This window comes from Streptomyces sp. NPDC001093, from assembly GCF_040298985.1.
In the GTDB taxonomy this organism is placed as follows: Bacteria; Actinomycetota; Actinomycetes; order Streptomycetales; family Streptomycetaceae; genus Streptomyces.
Genome location: NZ_JBEPBF010000167.1, coordinates 1 through 18,997 on the forward strand (window position 1 = coordinate 1; position 18,997 = coordinate 18,997).

Sequence of the window (18,997 nt, forward strand, 5' to 3'; positions counted from 1 at the left end):
GCCTTCAAGGCCTCTTGGTAGCCGGATGAGCCATACCAATCCGGGTGCCAAGAGGCCCTGCTGGCCTTCCCGGTCGGCCTCCTGAACAGCCAAGTGATCACCGCATCGACACGGCTTGACGGAAGACTCGCGCAGGTAGGCGACCGGGGCGAGTTGTGCGCGGGTCCGGGCCCAGGGGACCAGGGCGTACGCGGTGGAGGCCAGGGCGGCGCCGTGGAGGCCGAGGGCGGCGTGGGGACGGAGCAGCCGGACGGTGTCGGCACGCGCGCGTGCGTACAGGCAGGCCGGGATGACGATTGCCTCGACGGCCATGAGCCAGGCGATGTACCCGAGGGGTGAGTGCGCGGCGCGTACGCCGAGGCCGTCGATCACCGTGTACGCCGCGATCGTCAGCCCGGTCGCGAGGGCCGCGCCGATCACCGCCCGGTTCGGCCGGCTTCCGCGCAGTCCCCACAGGCTGACGCCGATGAGCCCCACGCAGGACACGGCGATCCCGGTCGGCGCCCGGTCGCCGGGCACCTCGTGGGCGAACGCGGCGGCCGGCACGTGACCTCGAGCGGGGCGCTGCCGCGCTCGACGGGATGCGCCTGGCCGAAGTCACCGAGCCGGAAGGAGGTCATCAGCAGGGCGGAGTTGGCGATATGGAGGACCGCCGAGACCAGCGGGTACGGCCAGGCGGGGCCGGCAGGGAGGGCCACGAACGGCACGATCGCGAGCCGGGTCAGCGCCCCGCCGCCGGAGATCAGACCGAGGCCGACGAGTTGGCCGGTGATCCGGTGCGCGATGGCGTTCCAGCCGGCGTGCGTGACCGCGGCGCGCGGTACCGCGGCGGCGAGCAGCGGCGTCAGGCGGTCTGTTCGCGCACGTCCACCAGTTCGGCACCGGCGTGGGTCACGAGCGCCTCGGGCTCGATCGGGAAGACGGTGTGCGGCGTTCCGGCGGCCGCCCACACCACGTCGTGGGCGAGCAGCGAGCGGTCGGCGAGGACACGTGTGCGTGTGCGGTGCCCGAAGGGCGGCACACCGCCGATGGCGTACCCGGTGGTCTCGCGTACGGCACCGGCGTCGGCCCGGGTGACCTCGCCGGCGCCCAGTTCCTGCCGTACCCGCTCCACGTCCACGCGCGAGGCCCCGTCCATGAGGACCAGCACCGGTACTCCGTCGGCGGCGAAGATCAGCGACTTGCAGATCTGGCTGAGCTCGCAGCCGATGGCCGCGGCGGCCTCGGCGGCGGTGCGGGTGGCCTCCGGGAACCGCCGGGTACGGGCGAGCACGTCCTCGAGCCCGAGGGCGCGCAGGGCCTGCGCGAAACGCGGGTGGGCTCCGGATTCTCCGGCGTCAGTGGCGGCTGTCGTCGTCATGCCCGGCACGCTACGTCATCGCCCGTGCCCTGATCACGACGTTTTCCGGGGCGGGGCAGAAAGCCGGTGAGGGTGCAGCCCCGTCCCCACGGGCACCCTCACCGGCAGCTCCGGCTCGGAAGCGGTACGTCAGGCCCGTACCAGCTCCCTCTCCTCGTCGGGGTCGGCGTCCTTGCCGCCCGCGGGGGACTCCGTGCGCAGGCCCTCGCCCTCGACGTCCACGTTGGGCAGCGCGCGGTCGAGCCACTTCGGCAGCCACCAGGCCCGCTTGCCGAGCAGGGCGAGGACCGCCGGGACGATGGCCATGCGGACGATGAACGCGTCGAAGAAGACGGCGATCGCGAGGCCGAAGCCGATCATCTTGACCATCGCCTCGCTGGAGCCGATGAAGCCGGAGAAGACGGCGATCATGATGACGGCGGCGGCGGTGACGACCCGCGCCCCGTGCTTGAAGCCGGTCACCACGGCCTGACTGGGCTTCTCGCCGTGGACGAACGCCTCCCGCATCCGGGTCACGAGGAAGACCTCGTAGTCCATCGCGAGACCGAAGACCACACCCACCATGAAGATCGGCATCATCGACATGACCGGGCCGGTCTGCTCGACGTTCATCAGGCCGGACAGCCAGCCCCACTGGAAGACCGCGACGACCGCGCCGAGGGCCGCGAGCACGCTGAGCAGGAAGCCGAGGGCCGCCTTCAGCGGGACGAGGACCGAGCGGAAGACCACGATCAGGAGCAGGAAGGCCAGGCCGACCACCAGCGCCAGGTAGGGCAGCAGTGCGTCGTTCAGCTTCTGCGAGACGTCGATGTTCATCGCCGTGGAGCCGGTGACCAGCACCTTGGAACCGGTCTTCTCGGCGATGCCCGCGCCCTTGTCACGGATGGCGTGCACCAGGTCCTCGGTCGTCTTCGAGGACGGCTTGGACTTGGGTACGACGGTGATCGTCGCGGTGTCGCCGGCCTTGTTGGGCACGGCCGGGGTGACCGTGACGACGTCCTTCAGGCCCTTGATCTCGTTGCCGACCTCGGTGAACGCCTTCTTGGGGTGGGCGCTGTCCTTGGCGTCGACCACGACCATCAGGGGGCCGTTGAAGCCCGGCCCGAAGCCCTCGGAGAGCAGGTCGTAGGCGCGGCGCTGGGTGGTGGAGGTGGGCTGGGCGCCGTCGTCGGGCAGGCCCAGTTCCAGGGAGGCGGCCGGGATCGCCGCCGCGCCGAGGCCCAGCACGCCGAGGAGGAGGACGGCGACCGGGCGGCGTACGACGAAGCTCGCCCAGCGGGTGCCCATGTTGGGGCGGCCGGGCTTCTTCGGCGTACGGCCGCCGCCCAGCAGCTTGCTCTTCTCACCGGCCGGCTTGATCCTGCGGCCCGCGTAGCCGAGCAGCGCCGGGATCATCGTCAGCGCGATGAGGACGGCGATGGCGACGGTGCCCGCCGCGGCGATGCCCATCTTGGTGAGCATCGGGATGTTGACGACCGACAGGCCGACCAGGGCGATGACGACGGTGAGGCCCGCGAAGACCACCGCCGAGCCCGCCGTGCCGACGGCACGTCCGGCCGCGTCCTCGCGCTCGCGGCCCTCGGCCAGTTCGGCGCGGTAGCGGGAGACGATGAAGAGGGCGTAGTCGATGCCGACGGCCAGGCCGATCATCGACGCCAGGGTGGAGGTCGTGGAGCCGAGGTCCAGGGCGCTGGCGAGCGCGGTGATGGTGGAGACGCCGATGCCGACGCCGATGAGGGCGGTGAGCAGCGGGAATCCGGCCGCGAGCAGCGAGCCGAAGGTGATGACGAGGACGACGGCGGCGATCCCGATGCCGATGACCTCGCTGGACCCGGTCTCCGGGGTCGCGGCGAGCGCGTCACCGCCGACCTCGACGGTCAGCCCGGCGTCACGCGCGTGCTGGGCGGCCTCCTTCAGGGCGGCCTTCGAGGCGTCCTTCAGCTCCATGCCGGAGACCTTGTACTTCACCGAGGCGTAGGCGATCGTGCCGTTCCTGCTGACGGCGTGCCCGGCGTAGGGGTCGGCGACGGAGGCGACCTCGGAGCCGCTCCGCAGCTCCTCGACGGTCTGCTCGACGGCCGCCTTGTTGTCGTGGTCGGTCATCTTCTCGCCGCTGGGCGCCTTGAAGACCACGCGCGCGGTGGCGCCGTCGGCGCTCATCCCGGGGAAGCGCTGTTCCAGCAGGTCGAAGGCCTTCTGGGCCTCGGTGCCGGGGATGGAGAAGGACGTGCTGCCGGCGGGCGGCGCGGACGCGGCGCCCACCCCGGCCAGGGTGAGCAGCGCGACCCATAGGAGGGCGACGAAGTGCCGTCGCCGGAAGGCGAGACGGCCTGCTTTGTACAGAAACGTGGCCACGGAGGCGTACTCCCGGTCAGGTCGTGGGGTTCATCAGGGCAGGGGTGATCAGCCCGACGACGTGAGCGGTGACGTCAGACGGTGGGCTTGCTCGGGGATCGGAGGATGATCAGCTGGTGGGTGCGCCGAGGGCGGGGAGGACCACGGCGTCGATGTACGACAGGAGGAAGGCCTGCGTCGGCGGCTGCTCGTCGATGAGCGAACGGGCGGCGAACCCGCCGATCATCATGTGCATCACGTAGTCGATCGCGGGGTTGTCGGCACGGACCTCGCCCCGGTCGATCGCCAGCCGCAGCACCCGGCGGAACTCCGCCAGCTCCGGCTCGATGAGATGCTCCTTGAACGCCTTCAGGAGGTCCGGGTTGCCGTGGACGGCCATCGCCAGACCCCGCATCAGCGCGGAGTTCTGTTCCATCTCGCAGTCGTCGGAGCGCAGGGTGAGGGCGTGCAGGTCGCCTCTGAGCGACCCGGTGTCGACCCCGTCGGCGGGGCCGCCCGGCCTGCTGTGCCGCACCGCCTTCGCCACCAGCTCGGCCTTGCCGCCCCACTGGCGGTAGAGCGTGGCCTTGCTGGACCGGGTGCGGGCGGCGACGGCGTCCATGGTGAGGGCGTCGTAGCCGACCTCCCGGAGCAGGTCGAGCACGGCCCCGTACAACTCGGCCTCGCGCTCGGGCGTGATCCGGCTGCGACGCGAAGCTGCGACGACCTCGGTCATGTCACTCGCCTTCCCACTCCGGAGCCTCCTGCTTCGTACCACCACGAAGATACCCCTTGGACGATGCGAAACGAAACCGTTTCGTACGTGTGTTGGGTCACGAACGTGAGGGCCGCATAAGTTCGCGGCCGTGAGGACCGCGCCGGTTGCGGCCGCGCGGGCCGCACGAGTTGCTGGGCCCCAGCGGGCGGAAAAGCATGGGGAGGGTGAGCTATCTGCGCTTTCCCCACCTCAGCGGCGACCTGGTGTGCTTCGTGGCCGAGGACGACATCTGGCTGGCCCCCCTCGACACCCCGGGCCGGGCCTGGCGGCTCACGGCGGACCGCACGAAGGAAGGGCACCCGCGCTTCTCCCCCGACGGCCGCCTGATCGCCTTCACGAGCTGGCGCAGTCTCGTCCCCGAGATCCACCTCGTCGACGTCGAGGGCGGCCCCGCGCGGCAGCTGACGTACTGGGGCAACACCGACACCCAGGTCTGCGGCTGGACGCCCCCGGACGAGGACGGAACGTGCCACATCCTGGCCGTCGCCTCCCACGGCGAGCCCTTCTCGCACTTCACCTGGGCCTACAAGGTGTCCACCGACGGCGACCCCGGCCGCAAACTGCCCTGGGGCCCGGTCGCCGACATCCAGGTCGCCAACGTCGAGGGCGAGCACCGGACACTGCTGCTCACCGGCACCCCACCGCACGAACCGGCCTCCTGGAAGCGCTACCGAGGAGGCGCCATGGGCCGCCTCTGGCTGCACGGGCGGCGGCTCGTGTCCGACATCGGCGGCCATCTGGCCTCCCCCCTGTTCGTCGCCGGCCGGATCGCCTTCCTCTCCGACCACGAGGGCGTCGGCAACCTCTACTCCTGCGCGTACGACGGCACCGACCTGCGCCGCCACACCGACCACGACGCCTGCTACGCCCGGCACGCCTCCACCGACGGCACCCGGGTGGTCTACCAGTGCGCGGGCGACCTGTGGCTGGTGGACGACCTCTCCCCTCGGGCCGTACCGCGCAAGCTCGACATCCGCCTGGCCGGGCCGGCCAACGGGCGCCGCCGCCACCAGGCGCCGGCCGCGCAGAACATCGACGGCGTCTCCGTGGACGAGACGGGCCGGGCCAGCGCCGTCGTCGTACGCGGCAGCCTGTACTGGCTCACCCACCGCGACGGCCCCGCCCGTACGATCACCGACACGCCCGGCGTGCGGGTACGGCTGCCGGAAATGCTGGGCACGACCGGGCAGGTGGCCTATGTGACGGACGCCGAGGGCGAGGACGCCGTGGAGATCGCCCAGCTGCCCCGTGCGACCGGCGACCGCCCTCCCCGCCGGCTCGCCTCCGGCCGGATGGGCCGCGTCCTGGAGATGGCCTCCGACCCCCTGGGCGAACGGCTGGCGGTCGCCTCGCACGACGGGCGGCTGCTGCTGATCGATGTGGCGGAGGAGCCGGAAGGCACCGAGGGCCAGGTCACGGGAGAGACGGCGGACGCGGGGAGTGCATCAGGGGACGCGGATAACTCCGGGGGCTCTGGTGACTCCGGTGACTCTGGTGGTGGCTCGAGTCGCTTGGATGACTCTGGTGGCTTGAGTGGCTCAGGTGACGGTGGCTCAGGCGACGCAGGTGACGGCGGCTCAGGTGCCGCCGGTGTCGGCGAGCACGTGACCGAGCTGATCCGGTCCATCAACGGTCCCGTGCGCGACCTCGCCTTCTCCCCGGACGGCGCCTGGCTCGCCTGGTCCCACCCGGGCATCGGCCGCTCCCTGCGCCAGATCAAACTGGCCCGCATCAAGGACCGGCTGATCGTCGACGTGACCAACGGCCGCTTCGAGGACGAGAACCCCGTCTTCACCCGCGACGGCCGCTACCTCGCCTTCCTCTCCTGGCGCGGCTTCGACCCGGTGTACGACGTCCACACCGGCGACCTGTCCTTCCCGCTCGGCTGCCGCCCGTACCTCGTGCCGCTGAACTCGGCGACGCTCTCCCCCTTCGCCCTGAACCCCGAGGGCCGTCCGGCGGCCGGCGGGCTCGACCCGGTCGAGGACGAGGAGACGGGCGAGGCGGGCACGGTGACCGTGGAGGTCGAGGGCCTGGCGATGCGGGTCACGCCGTTCCCGGTGATCGCCTCCAAGTACTCCGCGCTGCACCCGGTCGCCGGCGGCGGGCTGGTCTGGCTGCGCTGGCCGATCTCCGGCGCGCTCGGCGAGACCTTCGCCAACCCGGCCGACGTCAGCGGCCGCCCGACCCTGGAGTACTTCAACCTCGCCAAGGCGAAGAAGTCCGAACTGGTCGACCACCTCGACTGGTTCGCGGTCAGCGGCGACGGCACCCGGCTGGTCGTCGTGGACGAGGGCGACCTGCGCGCCGTGCCCTCCACGGAGATGGGCGACAGCGACACGAGCGTCTGGATCGACCTGCGCCGCATCCTGCACGTGGTCGACCCGCCCGCCGAGTGGCGCCAGGCGTACGACGAGGCCGGCCGGCTCATCCGCGCCTACTTCTGGGACCCGGGCATGTGCGGCATCGACTGGGACGCGGTGCTCGACCAGTACCGTCCCCTCGTCGAACGGGTCGCCTCCCCCGACGAGTTCGCCGATCTCCTGCGCGAGGTCCTCGGCGAGCTGGGCACCTCGCACGCCTACGTCACCGCCGCCCGCCGCAACGAGGGCCCGGCCCACTACCAGCGCTGGCAGGGCCTCCTCGGCGCCAACCTCGTACGCCGCGACGGCCACTGGACGATCAAGCGCATCCTGCCCGGCGACTCCTCCGACTCCAAGGCCCGCTCGCCGCTGGCCGGCACGGGCATCCGCGAGGGCGCCGTCCTCACCCACGTCGACGGCCGCCCGGTCGATCCGGTGACCGGCCCGTATCCGCTCCTCGCCGGCTCCGGCGGTACGACCGTGGAGCTGACGTTCCTCCCCCCGGAAGGGGAGCCGGGCCGGGCCCGCCGGGTCGCCGTCGTCCCGCTCGTCGACGAACGGCCGCTGCGCTACCAGGACTGGGTCGCCAAACGCCGCGAGGTCGTACGGGAGTTGAGCGGCGGCAAGTGCGGCTATCTGCACATCCCCGACATGGGCGGCTCCGGCTGGGCCCAGTTCAACCGCGACCTGCGCATGGAGGTGTCCCGGCCCGCCCTGATCGTGGACGTGCGCGGCAACGCGGGCGGGCACATCAGCGAACTCGTCATCGAGAAGCTGACCCGGACGATCCTGGGCTGGGACCTGACGCGGGACGCGCAACCGGTGTCGTACACCTCGAACGCGCCGAGGGGCCCGGTGGTCGCGCTCGCCGACGAGGCGACCTCCTCGGACGGCGACATGATCACGGCCGCCTTCAAGCTGCTGAAGCTCGGCCCGGTGGTCGGCCAGCGCACCTGGGGCGGCGTGGTCGGCATGACCGGCCGGCACCGGCTGGGCGACGGCACGGTCATCACGGTGCCGATGAACGCGGCCTGGTTCGACGCCTACGGCTGGTCCGTGGAGAACCACGGCGTCGCCCCCGACCTGGAGATCATGCGCACCCCGCTGGACTGGGCGGAGGGCCGGCACGCCCAGCTGGCCGACGCGGTCGAACTGGCCCTGGAACTGCTGGAGTCCAACCCCGCCGCCATCCCCCCCGACTACAGCGGGTCCCCCGACCGCTCCCGCCCGAAGCTCCCTCCGAGGAAGCTCCCTCCGAGGACTCGGTGACCGGGGAACTGATCAAAAAGGGCCGCGTATCGAAGGGGCGCGGGGAACTGCGCGACAAGCCACAACGCACCCGCACCCGCACCCGACAACGCGCCGAAGGCACCCCGCACACAGACGCAGGGCACCCTTCAGAAGAAGGGCGCCCCACGCCGATCCGGCCAAAGCCGAGCGCAGCGACTACGCGTCGTAGTCCCGGTCGAAGCGATCTTCCATCTCCGCTTCCGTGTCCTCGATGTCGCGCAGATTCTCGCGACCGCGCTGCGGCTGCTGCTGGCCTCGCGAGGGCTGCTGCTGGCCACGCTGAGGCTGCTGCTGGCCGCGCTGGGGCTGCTGCTGGCCGCGCTGGGGCTGCTGCTGGCCGCGCTGACCGGCCCGCTCACGGGCCTCACCGAGCTTCTGCTTGCCCTGTTCCTGCCACTCGTTGGCCTTGTCCTTCATACCCATGTGGGTTCACTCCCGTGGTGGGTGAGGTGGAGAATTCGGCCCCTCAGTGGGGCCTCGACCAGATTCACACGGGCGACCACGGAGCGCATGTGGATCAGTCACGGTGCGTAGCGCGCGCTGCTTCGTCGGCCTCCCCACCTGCACCGACGAGCCCGGAGCGCATCCCCTGCAGCCGGGGCGCGAACCGCTTCATCTCGCGCTGCCCGACCGTCCCGATGAGCGCCGGCAGATAACCGCGCACGCCCTGCATGCCGCGCAACCACCACTGCCCGTACACGTGCGCCGAGCGCCGCTCGATCCCGGCGACCAGCCGGTCCACCGCCGGCCCCAGCGGATAGGTCTTGTTGGAGGGCCACGGCAGCCGCTGCCTCAGCTCCCGCATGACGTCGTCCTGGTCGGCGCCGCGCACCATGTCGGTGTCGGTCCAGGACAAGTACGCGACACCGACGCGCACACCCTGGTAGCCGACCTCGGCGCGCAGACTGTGCGCGTACGCCTCCACGCCCGACTTGGACGCGCAGTAGGCCGTCATCATCGGCGCCGGAGTGATCGCGGCGAGCGAGGCGATCTGGAGCAGATAGCCCCGGCTCTCCACCAGCACCGGCAGGAAGGCCCGCGCGGTCACCGCCGAACCGATCAGGTTCACCTCGATCACCCGCCGCCAGGCCTGCGGATCGGAGTCGGCGAACGGACCGCCCGTCGCCACACCGGCGTTGGCGACCACGATGTCGACCTTCCCGAACCGCGCCTTCACCTCCTGCGCGACCCGGCTCATCGTCTCGTGGTCGGTGACGTCGGCGTACCAGTAGGCGCTGTCGCTGTGCAGGCGCGAGGAGACGTCCTTGAGGGCCTCCTCCTCCAGCCCGACCAGCGCCACCTTCGCGCCGCGCGCGGAGAGCTTGCGCGCCAGCAGCTCACCGACGCCGCGCGCCGCTCCGGTGACGACCGCGACCTGCCCTTCCAGGCTGACCCTGCTCATGCGCCCTCCTTGATCTGCACGCCTGTGGCCTTCTTGCGGGTGACGTAGGTGGTGACGAGTTCCCGGATCCTGCCGGTCACCAGGTCGGGGGCCTCGATGGGGGTCATGTGGCCGACGCCGGTCAGCTCGGTGAGACCGACGCAGTGCGGCAGCGCGGCGACCAGCGCGCGGGCGTGCACGGGGGGCGTGAGCCGGTCGGACGCGCCGTGCACGATCGCGGTCGGCGCGTGCAACTCCCGTACGCCGTGGTCGAGATCGAGCACCTCGAGCACGCGCGCCCAGGCGTGCCGCACGGCGCGCGGGCAGGCGTGCACGATCCGCGCGCACGCCTCCACCATGTGCGGGGCGGAACCTGCGCCCATGGTGGCGTACTTGAGGATGCTCTTCGCGACCGGCGTGACCGGGCCGAGCGGGGCGCGCGAGCCGAGAATGCGCCCGGTGATCCAGGTGCGCACGCGCCCGGCGCCGAGCGGCACCACGCGCGCCTCCGCCACCAGCCGCGAACTGCCGGTGCTGCACAGCAGGACGGCGGCGGCGTGTTCCCGGAAGCGGGGGCGCGCGGCTGCGGCCATGACGGTCATACCGCCCATGGAGTGCCCGACGATCAGCGCCTTCTCCCCGGGTGCGAGCGTCTGCGCGAGGACCGCTTCGAGGTCGTCCGCCAGCGTGTGGGTGGTGCACGCGGGGCTCGCGGGACTGCGCCCGTGCCCCCTCTGGTCGTACGCGATCACCCGGTGGTCCGTCGCCAGGTCCCGAATCTGCGCCGCCCAGAAGGCGGTCGAGCAGGTCCAGCCGTGGGAGAGGACGACGGGGGGCGCGCTCTCGGGGCCGTGCACCTCGACGTGCAGCCGCGCGCCGTCGGCGGAGACGACGGTGAGTTCGCGGGAGGCGGTGGGCGGGGCGTACGGCCCGGAGGTCACGGAAGCGATCCTGCTCATGCGGCACCCTCACTCTGCTGGGCGGCGGCCACCGTCTTCTGCACGGCGGTACCGGCCTTCTGTACTGCCGTATCGGCCTTCTGCACTGCCGTATCGGCCGCCTTCTGTACTGCCGTACCGGCCGGCTTGCCGTCGGTCTTCCGGATGACCTCGTACTCCGCCAGGTCCACCCGCCGGGTCGCGCGCCGGAACTCGGACGTCGTACCGGGCCAGATGGTGGTGTTCCGGCCGCTCGCGTCGAGGTACCAGCTGGTGCAGCCACCGGTGTTCCACACGGTGCGCTTCATGCGCTCCTGGACCTTGTGGTTCCAGTCCTCGACGGCCGCGGGCCGGGCATCGAGGGCCGTACGGCCGCCGAGGACGTCCAGTTGCCGCAGATAGTCGGCCATGTAGTTCAGCTGGGACTCGATCATGAGGATCATGGAGGAGTTCCCGAGGCCGGTGTTGGGCCCGATGATCGTGATCCAGTTCGGGAACCCGGCGGCCGCGGCACCGCGCAGCGCCTGCATGCCGTTCTTCCAGGACTCGGCGAGGGTGACGCCCTCCGCTCCGACCACCCGCTCGGCGATCGGCAGGTCCGTGACGTGGAAGCCCGTGCCGAAGATGATCGCGTCGGCCTCGGCCTCGGTGCCGTCGGCCGCGACGACGGTCGACCCGCGGATCTCGCTGAGCCCGCTGGCGACGACGTCCACGTTCGGCCGGGTCAGCGCCGGGTAGTACGTGCTGGACAGCAGGATCCGCTTGCAGCCGATGCGGTAGTCGGGGGTCAGCTTGGCGCGCAGGGCCGGGTCCTTGACGGCGCGGGCCATGTTGCGCTTGGCGAGCTGCTCGACCAGGCCGAGTTCGTCGGGGTGCTTGGTGAACGCCTGCACCTGCAGTTCCCGGATGCCCCACAGCAGGCCGCGCCTGAGCCGGGTGGTGAAGGGGACGGACCGGTGCAGCCGGCGTTCGGCGCCGCTGATGGCGCGGTCCACGCGGGGCATGACCCATGGCGGCGTGCGCTGGAAGAGGGTGAGCCGGCCGACCTGCGGCTGGATCGCGGGCACGATCTGGATGGCGGAGGCGCCGGTGCCGACCATAGCGACGCGCTTGCCGCGCAGGTCGTAGTCGTGGTCCCAGCGGGCGGAGTGGAACACCTTGCCCGGGAAGGATTCCAGGCCCGGGATCTCGGGGATCTTGGGGTCGGACAGCGGCCCGGTGGCGGAGACGACCACGTCGGCGGTGAGCGTGCCCCGCGCGGTCTCGATCTCCCACCGCAGGTTCTCGGTGTCCCAGCTCATCAGCTTGACCTCGGAGTCGAAGCGGATGTGGGGGCGCAGTCCGAACAGGTCGGTGACGTGCTCGAGGTAGGCGCGGATGTGCCCCTGCCCGGAGAAGGTGCGCGGCCAGTCGGGGTTGGGCGCGAAGGAGAAGGAGTAGAGATGGGAGGGCACGTCACAGGCGCACCCGGGGTAACTGTTGTCCCGCCAGGTACCACCGACGCTGTCCGCCCGCTCCAGGACGACGAAGTCGGTGATCCCTTCGCGGCGCAGCCGCACGGCGGCCCCCAGCCCGCCGAACCCGGACCCGATCACCGCCACCCGTACATGCTCGTGCTCGGCCATCCCGAAGCCTCCACGCATCGCCTTGGACTCTGCCAGTGAACACTGGCGCAATGGGACTGTAGAGCAGCCCCGTACCGAGCGGTAGGGGGCGGGAGAAGGAAGTTACCGGCGGTACACCATAGGCTTCGGGCGTGGCAGAGGACGCAGAACACCCGGAGGTACGGCCGCGGGCACGGCGCGAGTACCGCATGGAGGAGCTGGCGCGGCTGGCCGGCATCACCGTGCGCACGCTGCGCTTCTACCGTGAGCGCAAGCTGATCCCGCCGCCCCGCCGCGAGGGCCGTATCGCCTGGTACGACGACCACCACCTGGCCCGTCTGCGCACCATCGCCGCCCTGCTGGAGCGCGGCCACACCCTGAACGGCATCGCGGAACTCGCCGAGGCCCTCGACCAGGGCCGAGGCGTCGCCGACCTCCTCGGCGTCGGCACCCCCACCGAGGAGGAGCCGGTCCGCCTCACCCCTGAGGAGCTCGCCGCCCGCTTCGAGGGCGAGGTCACCCCCGAGAACCTCGCCGCCGCCATGGAACTGGGCTACCTCGGCACCGACGGCGACGAGATCGTCCACATCAGCCGCCGGCTGCTGGACGTCTCCTCCGCCCTGGTCCGCGAGGGCATCCCGCTCGCCGAGGTCCTCACGGCCGCCGCCCGCGTCCGCGAACACGCCGACGCCCTGGCCGGACTCTTCACCGACCTGATCCTCCGCCACGGCCCCGAGGAGGACCTCCACCGCCTGCGCCCCCTGGCCCGCAGCGTGGTCGAGGCGGAACTGTCGCTGGCCCTGGACCGGCGGATCAGCAAGCGGGACTAGAGGTCGTAGACGACGGTCACGGGCGCGTGGTCGGACCAGCGCTCGGCGTGCGTGGCCGCGCGCTCCACAAGGCCCTTGACGGCCTTGCCGGCGAGACCGGGCGTGGCGACCTGGTGGTCGATGCGCCATCCGGAGTCGTTGTCGAAGGCCCGCCCCCGGTACGACCACCAGGTGTACGGACCCTCGACGTCCGGGTGCAGGGCGCGTACGACGTCGACGTAGCCGCCGTCCTCCGCCGCGAACACCCGGCCGAGCCACTCACGTTCCTCGGGCAGGAAGCCGGAGTTCCTGGTGTTGCCGCGCCAGTTCTTGAGGTCGGCCTGCTGGTGGGCGATGTTCCAGTCGCCGCAGACGAGCACCTCGCGCCCGTCGGCGGCGGCCCGCTCGCGCAGCGCCTTGAGGTGGGTGAGGAACTCGTCCATGAAGCGGACCTTCTCGTCCTGCCGCTCGGTGCCGACCTCGCCGGAGGGCAGGTAGAGGGAGGCGACGGTGACGCCGGGCAGGTCGGCCTCGACGTAGCGCCCGCTGCCGTCGAACTCGGCCGAGCCGAAGCCGACCCGGACGCGGTCGGGCTCGCGCCGGGTGTAGAGGGAGACGCCCGCACGGCCCTTGGCGGCCGCCGGGGCGTGCACGACGTGCCAGCCGTCGGGCTGCCGGACCTCCTCCGGCAGCTGGTGCGGCTCGGCGCGCACCTCCTGCAGGCAGACGACGTTCGCTTCCGTCTGCGCGAGCCACTCCACGAAGCCCTTCTTGGCGGCGGCCCGCAGTCCGTTCACGTTCACCGAGGTCACAGTCAGCACCCCGGCACGATACCGGCACACTGGTCGGAGTCCTCAAAGCCCGAGGTCCCACCGTCTGCATAGAAGTACGATATCCAGCATGATTATACGCCCCGTTCGTTTCGATCACCCCGACGCCGTGAAGCTCAACGACGAGGTCCAGGCCGAGTACGCCGAGCGTTACGGCGACGACGGCGACGCCACCGTCCTCGACACGAGGGACTTCGACCCGCCCCACGGCGTCTATCTGATCGCGTACGACGAGTTCGACCGCCCTGTGGCCACCGGCGGCTGGCGCAGCCAGGATCGCAACGAGGAGGGCAACGAGGACGGCGACGCCGAGCTGAAGCGCATGTTCGTCATAGCGGAGATGCGCGGCCGCGGACTGGCCCGCCGGATCCTCACGGCCCTGGAGGAGGACGCCCGCGCGGCCGGCCGCATCCGCATGGTCCTGGAGACCGGGACCAAGCAGCCGGAGGCCATCGCCCTGTACACCGCGAGCGGCTACGAACCCTGCGCCAAGTTCGGCTACTACCGGCACCACGAGGAGAGCCGCTGCTTCGCGAAGCGGCTGTAGACACGATGGAGCCCCAGTCGGCTTCCGCCGACTGGGGCTCCATGCTGCGTGGACCTGAGGGGATTTGAACCCCTGGCCCCCTCGATGCGAACGAGGTGCGCTACCGGACTGCGCCACAGGCCCTTGCAACGAGTGAAACTTTAGCATCCCGATCGGGGTGCTTGGAAATCCGTTCCCTGACTGGTCAGCACGCCTTCCGGAAGTGTGGCGGGCGTCACTCGTTGGCCGCGCGGGGGCGGTCGCCGTCCTCGTACTGATCGAAGAGGGGCGTGCGTCCGCGCTCACGCGCCCGGCGCGCGGAGGCCCCGCCGGGGTTCGCTCCGCGGGTGCGCGTCCGGGCCTGGGGCGGCGAGTCGTTGCGGCTGTCCGCCGGCTTGCCCCCGTGCTCAGGCATCCGCTCCTCCGCGTCGGCCTCCGGCGTGCGGCTCGCCTCGTGCTCCGGCGCGACCGAGCTGGAGCGCGCCGAACTCCAGGTGTCGGGCGCCCCCAGATCCACGTCGGACGTGGCACGCGGCGCGACCGGCGCGGTCACGTACGTCGGCAGGGGCACAGGCACGGGATCCCAGCTGTCCCCGCCGGGCCGCCGCTGCCGCTCGCGCTGCTGGTCCACCCACTCGGCGTGGTCGGTCTGCTCGACCAGGGCGCGCCGGTCCGCGGTGAGTGCGGCGAGCCCGGTGTCCGTCTGGACCTGAGGGGCTCCCTCCGTTTCGTCCGCGCCGGGTCCCGCGTCGAGGGGCGCGCGACGGCGCGGCTGGCGCTCCCGCTCCCGCAGCCGCTGGGCGGCCACCTCGGCGCGCCGGCGGTCCATCTGGTACGCGAAGCGACGGCGCTCCTGGGAGCGCAGGTACGCGATGTACCCGCTGAGCAGAACGGCCGGTGCGGCAGGCGCCCACAGGAAGGCGAGCCCGCCGACGGCGGCGACGATCGCCCCCAGCGTGAAGGCGAGGAAGAGGACCACGGTGGTGCGCCTGCGGCGCGCGAGGACCTTCGAGCGCCGGGCGCGCGCTGCGGCCGCCTGCGCCGAAGAGGCGCGCCGCTCGGACGACCCTGGCTTCTGCGCCGCCGTGGAGCCGGACTTGGGCGCCGGTCCGGCGTCGTGTTCGCGCGCCGGTTGCGCTCTCCCGGACGCCTCGGATTCGGCGTCGGCGTGCACCTGACGGCGGGTCGGAGGCATGGCGAAGGACCGGACGTCCACCGAGTCGGTGACGGCGTCCGGGACACCGGCGCCGGGCTCCCCCTCCTGGTCGGAGCGCGCCCGCAGGTCCTTGGCGTACCGGCGCTCCATTCCCGCCCGTCCGGACAGCAGCCGGATGGCGGTGCTGAAGCGTTCCGTCGGACGGGCCTCGTTCAGCTCGTCCTGCCTACGGAGCCACATCGGCACCAAGTAGGCGGCCCAGGCCCCGACAATGACTGCGTAGATGAGGCCGCTGCTGCTCACGTCTCACACCGTAGAGGGGTTTGCGTGAGGCCATCCGCCAATTGGGCCGGTGTGTCGCACGATCTGGCTGATATTTCCAGCTTTTTTTGCGACCGATGCGATCAGTGACCGCCTCAGGCACGAATTCAATGCCGCTGAGACGGTCAACAACCGATCAATTTCGAACACATATTCAATTTCCCGTGCTCTGGGGTTTCTGCCGCACCTGCTCGGAGCGTGCCCGCTGCCACCGTGCGAGCAAACCGTCGGGCACCTCTTCCGCGGTGAGCGCGAACACCAGATGGTCGCGCCAGGCCCCGTCGATGTGCAGATAGCGCGGCCGGAGCCCCTCCTCGCGGAATCCGAGTTTCTCCACGACCCGCCGGCTGGGCCGGTTCTCGGGCCGAATGCAGACCTCGATGCGATGCAGTCCGACAGTGCGGAAACAGTGGTCCACCACGAGCGCGACGGCCGTCGGCATCACCCCGCGCCCGGCGACGGCCTCGTCCACCCAGTAGCCGACGTGCCCCGAGCACATCGATCCCCAGGTGATCCCGGCGACCGTCAGCTGCCCGACGAGCCGCCCCTGGTACTCGATGACGAACGGCAGCATCCGGCCCGCGTTGGCCTCGGAACGCAGGTGCCGGACCATCTGGCGGTAGGTCGGCCGGTGCGCGATCGGCCCGCTCGGCGTGGGCGGCGGAATGGTCGCCTCCCAGGGGCGCAGCCAGTCCCGGTTGCGCCGGTTCACCTCGCGCCAGGCCCGCTGGTCGCGCAGCCTTATCGGCCGGAGGACGACATCGCCGTCCGCCAGCACGACCGGCCAGGAAGGGCTGTTCAGCTCGCACCCCCGCTGCTGGGTCTGGGGTGGTCGCCGCCGCGGATCTGGTCGACGGCGTGGACCAGCAGGGGTTCCAGCACGGCGAGGCCGTCACGCACCCCGCCCGTGGAGCCCGGCAGATTGACGATCAGGGTCCGTCCCGCCACCCCGGCCAGGCCCCGGGAGAGCGCCGCGGTCGGCACCTTCTCCCGCCCGTGGGCCCGGATGGCCTCGGCGATGCCGGGCACCTCCCGGTCGATCACGGCGCGGGTCGCCTCGGGCGTGCGGTCGGTCGGTGAGATCCCGGTGCCGCCGGTGGTGACGACGGCGTCGTAGCCGGCGTCGACGCCCGCGCGCAGGGCCGCCTCGACCGGCTCCCCGTCCGGGACGACCTGGGGGCCGTCGACGTCGAACCCGAGGCTCTTCAGGCCGTCGGCGACCAAGGGGCCGCCCTTGTCCTCGTAGACACCCGCGGCAGCCCTGTTGGAGGCGGTGACCACCAGAGCGCGGTAGGTCATGCCCTGCTCCAGTCGCCCGACTTGCCGCCCGTCTTCTCCTCCACCCGCACGTCCGTGATGACCGCTCCCTTGTCGACCGCCTTGACCATGTCGATCACGGTGAGCGCGGCGACCGTCACGGCGGTGAGGGCCTCCATCTCGACGCCCGTACGGTCCGTCGTCTTCACGGTGGCCTGGATCTCCACGGCGTCGTCCGCGACCGACAGATCCAGTCTCACACCCGACACCGACAACGGGTGACACAGCGGGATGAGATCCGGTGTGCGCTTGGCGCCCATGATCCCGGCGATCCGCGCGGTGGCGAGGGCGTCGCCCTTGGGCATCCCCTCGCCTCGCAGCAGCTCGACCACGCGGGGCGAGACGAGGACGCGGCCACTGGCGCGGGCGGTGCGCGCGGTCACGTCCTTCCCCGATACGTCGACCATGCGGGCCGCGCCCGAGTCGTCGATGTGCGTCAGTCCGTCCTGCGTACTCATGGTGTGTGCCGCTCCCGGTCCGGGCCCGTCACAGTGCGGTGCGCGGGCCTGTTGTGCGCGCCACGGTACCCCCAACCAGCAGGGCTCAGCCGAGCAGGACCACCTCCACCTCGGCCCCGGGCTCGACGGACTCCACGTCCTCGGGGACGACGATCAGCGCGTCGGCGTGCGCGAGCGCCGCGATCAGGTGCGAGCCGGAGCCGCCCACGGGGGTCACCTCGCCGGCGCCGTACGCACCGCGCAGGAACTGCCGGCGGCCCTTGGGTGATCGCAGCGCCTCATCGGTCCTCAGGGTGGCCCGGGCACGGGGCCGGTGCACGTCCGGCAGGCCCATCAGGACGCGGATGGCCGGGCGGACGAACAGCTCGAAGGAGACGTACGACGACACCGGGTTGCCCGGCAGGGCCAGCAGCGGCGTGTGGTCGGGACCGATGGAGCCGAAACCCTGGGGCTTGCCGGGCTGCATGGCGAGCTTGCGGAACTCCACGCCGCCGCCCGCCTCGTCCTCGTCGCCGACGTACGAAAGCGCCTCCTTGACGACGTCGTACGCCCCGACGCTCACGCCGCCCGTGGTCACCATCAGGTCGGCGCGGACGAGCTGATCCTCGATGGTGGAGCGCAGGGTCTCGGCGTCGTCGGCGACGGCGCCCACCCGGTAGGCGATGGCGCCTGCGTCCCGTGCGGCGGCGGTGAGGGCGAAGCTGTTGGAGTCGTAGATCTGGCCGCCGGACAGATCCTCGCCGGGCTGGACGAGTTCGCTGCCGGTGGACAGGACGACCACGCGCGGGCGCGGGCGCACGCGTACCGTGCCGCGGCCGATCGCGGCCAGCAGCGCGATCTGCGGCGGGCCGAGGATCGTCCCGGCCTCCAGGGCGCGGTCGCCGGCCTTCACGTCGCTGCCCTTGGCGCGCACGTGCGCGCGTGCCTCGGCGGGGCGGTGCACGCGCACCTGCCCCGCGGCGCCCTCCGGGGCCAGGCTGCGCGCCCGCATCCCGCTCACCGGGCCCTCGCCGAGCCCTCCGTCGGTCCACTCCACGGGGACGACGGCCTCGGCACCGGGCGGCAGCGGCGCGCCGGTCATGATGCGGGCGGCCTGGCCGGGGCCGACCCGGACCGTGTCGGCGGCGCCCGCCGCGACGTCGCCGACGACCTCCAGGACGGCCGGGAACTCCGCACTGGCGCCCGCCACGTCCGCGACCCGCACCGCGTACCCGTCCATGGAGCTGTTGTCGAACGGCGGCAGGGACACCGGCACCGTCACGTCGTCGACCAGGACGCAGCCCTGGGCGTCGAGCAGCTGCAGCTCGATGGGGTCGAGGGGGCGGACGGTCGAGAGGATGTCCTCCAGGTGCTCGTCCACCGACCACAGGTCGTCCGGGCCGGCGGGGCGGGTCGCGGCGCTGCTCAATGTTGCTGCATCTCCTCGGCTACGTAACTGCGAAGCCAGGTCCGGAAGTCCGGGCCCAGGTCTTCACGTTCGCACGCCAGTCTGACAATGGCACGCAGATAGTCGCCACGGTCGCCGGTGTCGT

16 protein-coding genes, 1 tRNA gene and 2 pseudogenes are annotated in these 18,997 nt (G+C 71.8%); 3 read left to right on the forward strand and 16 right to left on the reverse strand.

The genetic code is table 11. From position 1 onward, the window contains the following. From ABT288_RS44630 to ABT288_RS44645, 4 genes and pseudogenes are all read right to left on the reverse strand, one after another. Nucleotides 1-848, reverse strand: a pseudogene (locus ABT288_RS44630) (EamA family transporter); the annotation flags it as partial. After that, the gene (locus tag ABT288_RS44635) at nt 845-1,360 is read right to left on the reverse strand and encodes a YbaK/EbsC family protein (protein ID WP_351621170.1); all 516 of its coding nucleotides are present in this window, start codon (nt 1,358-1,360) and stop codon (nt 845-847) included. The gene ABT288_RS44635 and the pseudogene ABT288_RS44630, both read right to left, overlap by 4 nt. A gap of 129 nt (nt 1,361-1,489) precedes the next feature. Next, complete coding sequence (locus ABT288_RS44640; protein ID WP_351621173.1) at nt 1,490-3,715, reverse strand: MMPL family transporter; 2,226 nt, start codon at nt 3,713-3,715, stop codon at nt 1,490-1,492. 109 nt (nt 3,716-3,824) lie between these two features. Beyond that, nucleotides 3,825-4,430 carry a TetR/AcrR family transcriptional regulator gene (locus ABT288_RS44645; protein ID WP_351621176.1) on the reverse strand — a complete coding sequence of 202 codons (606 nt, stop codon included), beginning with the start codon at nt 4,428-4,430 and terminating at the stop codon, nt 3,825-3,827. Nucleotides 4,431-4,627: 197 nt separating this feature from the next. Here ABT288_RS44645 and ABT288_RS44650 point away from each other — a divergent pair, with 197 nt between their 5' ends. Continuing rightward, on the forward strand, nt 4,628-8,104 hold the full coding sequence (locus tag ABT288_RS44650) for a S41 family peptidase (protein ID WP_351621179.1): 3,477 nt from the start codon (nt 4,628-4,630) through the stop codon (nt 8,102-8,104). Nucleotides 8,105-8,281: 177 nt separating this feature from the next. Here ABT288_RS44650 and ABT288_RS44655 read toward each other — a convergent pair whose 3' ends face one another. The 4 genes from ABT288_RS44655 to ABT288_RS44670 all read right to left on the reverse strand — a co-directional run bounded on the left by ABT288_RS44655 (nt 8,282) and on the right by ABT288_RS44670 (nt 12,069). Then, a complete protein-coding gene (locus ABT288_RS44655) occupies nt 8,282-8,548 on the reverse strand; it encodes a hypothetical protein (RefSeq protein WP_351621182.1) in 267 nt (88 codons plus the stop codon). Nucleotides 8,549-8,642: 94 nt separating this feature from the next. Continuing rightward, nucleotides 8,643-9,527 (reverse strand): SDR family oxidoreductase, encoded by an 885-nt coding sequence (locus ABT288_RS44660; protein WP_351621184.1) that lies wholly within the window; start codon nt 9,525-9,527, stop codon nt 8,643-8,645. Continuing rightward, the gene (locus tag ABT288_RS44665) at nt 9,524-10,465 is read right to left on the reverse strand and encodes an alpha/beta fold hydrolase (RefSeq protein ID WP_351621187.1); all 942 of its coding nucleotides are present in this window, start codon (nt 10,463-10,465) and stop codon (nt 9,524-9,526) included. Before ABT288_RS44665 ends, ABT288_RS44660 begins: the two co-directional genes overlap by 4 nt. Further along, a complete protein-coding gene (locus ABT288_RS44670) occupies nt 10,462-12,069 on the reverse strand; it encodes a flavin-containing monooxygenase (RefSeq protein ID WP_351621190.1) in 1,608 nt (535 codons plus the stop codon). Before ABT288_RS44670 ends, ABT288_RS44665 begins: the two co-directional genes overlap by 4 nt. A gap of 188 nt (nt 12,070-12,257) precedes the next feature. On the opposite strand from ABT288_RS44670, the gene ABT288_RS44675 reads away from it, so the two are divergent. Next, nucleotides 12,258-12,878, forward strand: coding sequence for a MerR family transcriptional regulator (locus ABT288_RS44675; protein WP_351621214.1), 621 nt, complete (start codon nt 12,258-12,260; stop codon nt 12,876-12,878). On the opposite strand, the gene ABT288_RS44680 is transcribed toward ABT288_RS44675, so the two are convergent. Further along, entirely contained in the window at nt 12,875-13,678 is an 804-nt protein-coding gene (locus tag ABT288_RS44680) for an exodeoxyribonuclease III (protein WP_351621193.1), read from the reverse strand. The genes ABT288_RS44675 and ABT288_RS44680 overlap by 4 nt on opposite strands. Before the next feature lie 79 nt (nt 13,679-13,757). Between ABT288_RS44680 and ABT288_RS44685 the strand changes: the two genes are divergently transcribed. Beyond that, on the forward strand, nt 13,758-14,234 hold the full coding sequence (locus ABT288_RS44685) for a GNAT family N-acetyltransferase (protein ID WP_351621196.1): 477 nt from the start codon (nt 13,758-13,760) through the stop codon (nt 14,232-14,234). 49 nt (nt 14,235-14,283) lie between these two features. On the opposite strand, the gene ABT288_RS44690 is transcribed toward ABT288_RS44685, so the two are convergent. From ABT288_RS44690 to ABT288_RS44720, 7 genes and pseudogenes are all read right to left on the reverse strand, one after another. Continuing rightward, nucleotides 14,284-14,357 (reverse strand) — tRNA-Ala (locus ABT288_RS44690). Nucleotides 14,358-14,448: 91 nt separating this feature from the next. Continuing rightward, on the reverse strand, nt 14,449-15,672 hold the full coding sequence (sepX, locus tag ABT288_RS44695) for a divisome protein SepX/GlpR (RefSeq protein WP_351621199.1): 1,224 nt from the start codon (nt 15,670-15,672) through the stop codon (nt 14,449-14,451). Between the two features lie 172 nt (nt 15,673-15,844). After that, on the reverse strand, nt 15,845-16,468 hold the full coding sequence (locus ABT288_RS44700; RefSeq protein WP_351621202.1) for a GNAT family N-acetyltransferase: 624 nt from the start codon (nt 16,466-16,468) through the stop codon (nt 15,845-15,847). 20 nt (nt 16,469-16,488) lie between these two features. Beyond that, nucleotides 16,489-16,989, reverse strand: a complete 501-nt coding sequence (locus ABT288_RS44705) for a MogA/MoaB family molybdenum cofactor biosynthesis protein (RefSeq protein ID WP_351621205.1) — start codon at nt 16,987-16,989, stop codon at nt 16,489-16,491. After that, on the reverse strand, nt 16,986-17,465 hold the full coding sequence (gene moaC / locus ABT288_RS44710) for a cyclic pyranopterin monophosphate synthase MoaC (protein ID WP_351621208.1): 480 nt from the start codon (nt 17,463-17,465) through the stop codon (nt 16,986-16,988). The genes ABT288_RS44705 and moaC overlap by 4 nt, the downstream gene beginning before the upstream one ends. An 85-nt stretch (nt 17,466-17,550) precedes the next feature. After that, entirely contained in the window at nt 17,551-18,873 is a 1,323-nt protein-coding gene (gene glp, locus ABT288_RS44715; RefSeq protein ID WP_351621211.1) for a molybdotransferase-like divisome protein Glp, read from the reverse strand. After that, nucleotides 18,870-18,997: pseudogene (locus tag ABT288_RS44720) on the reverse strand (UTP--glucose-1-phosphate uridylyltransferase); the annotation flags it as partial. The pseudogene ABT288_RS44720 and the gene glp, both read right to left, overlap by 4 nt.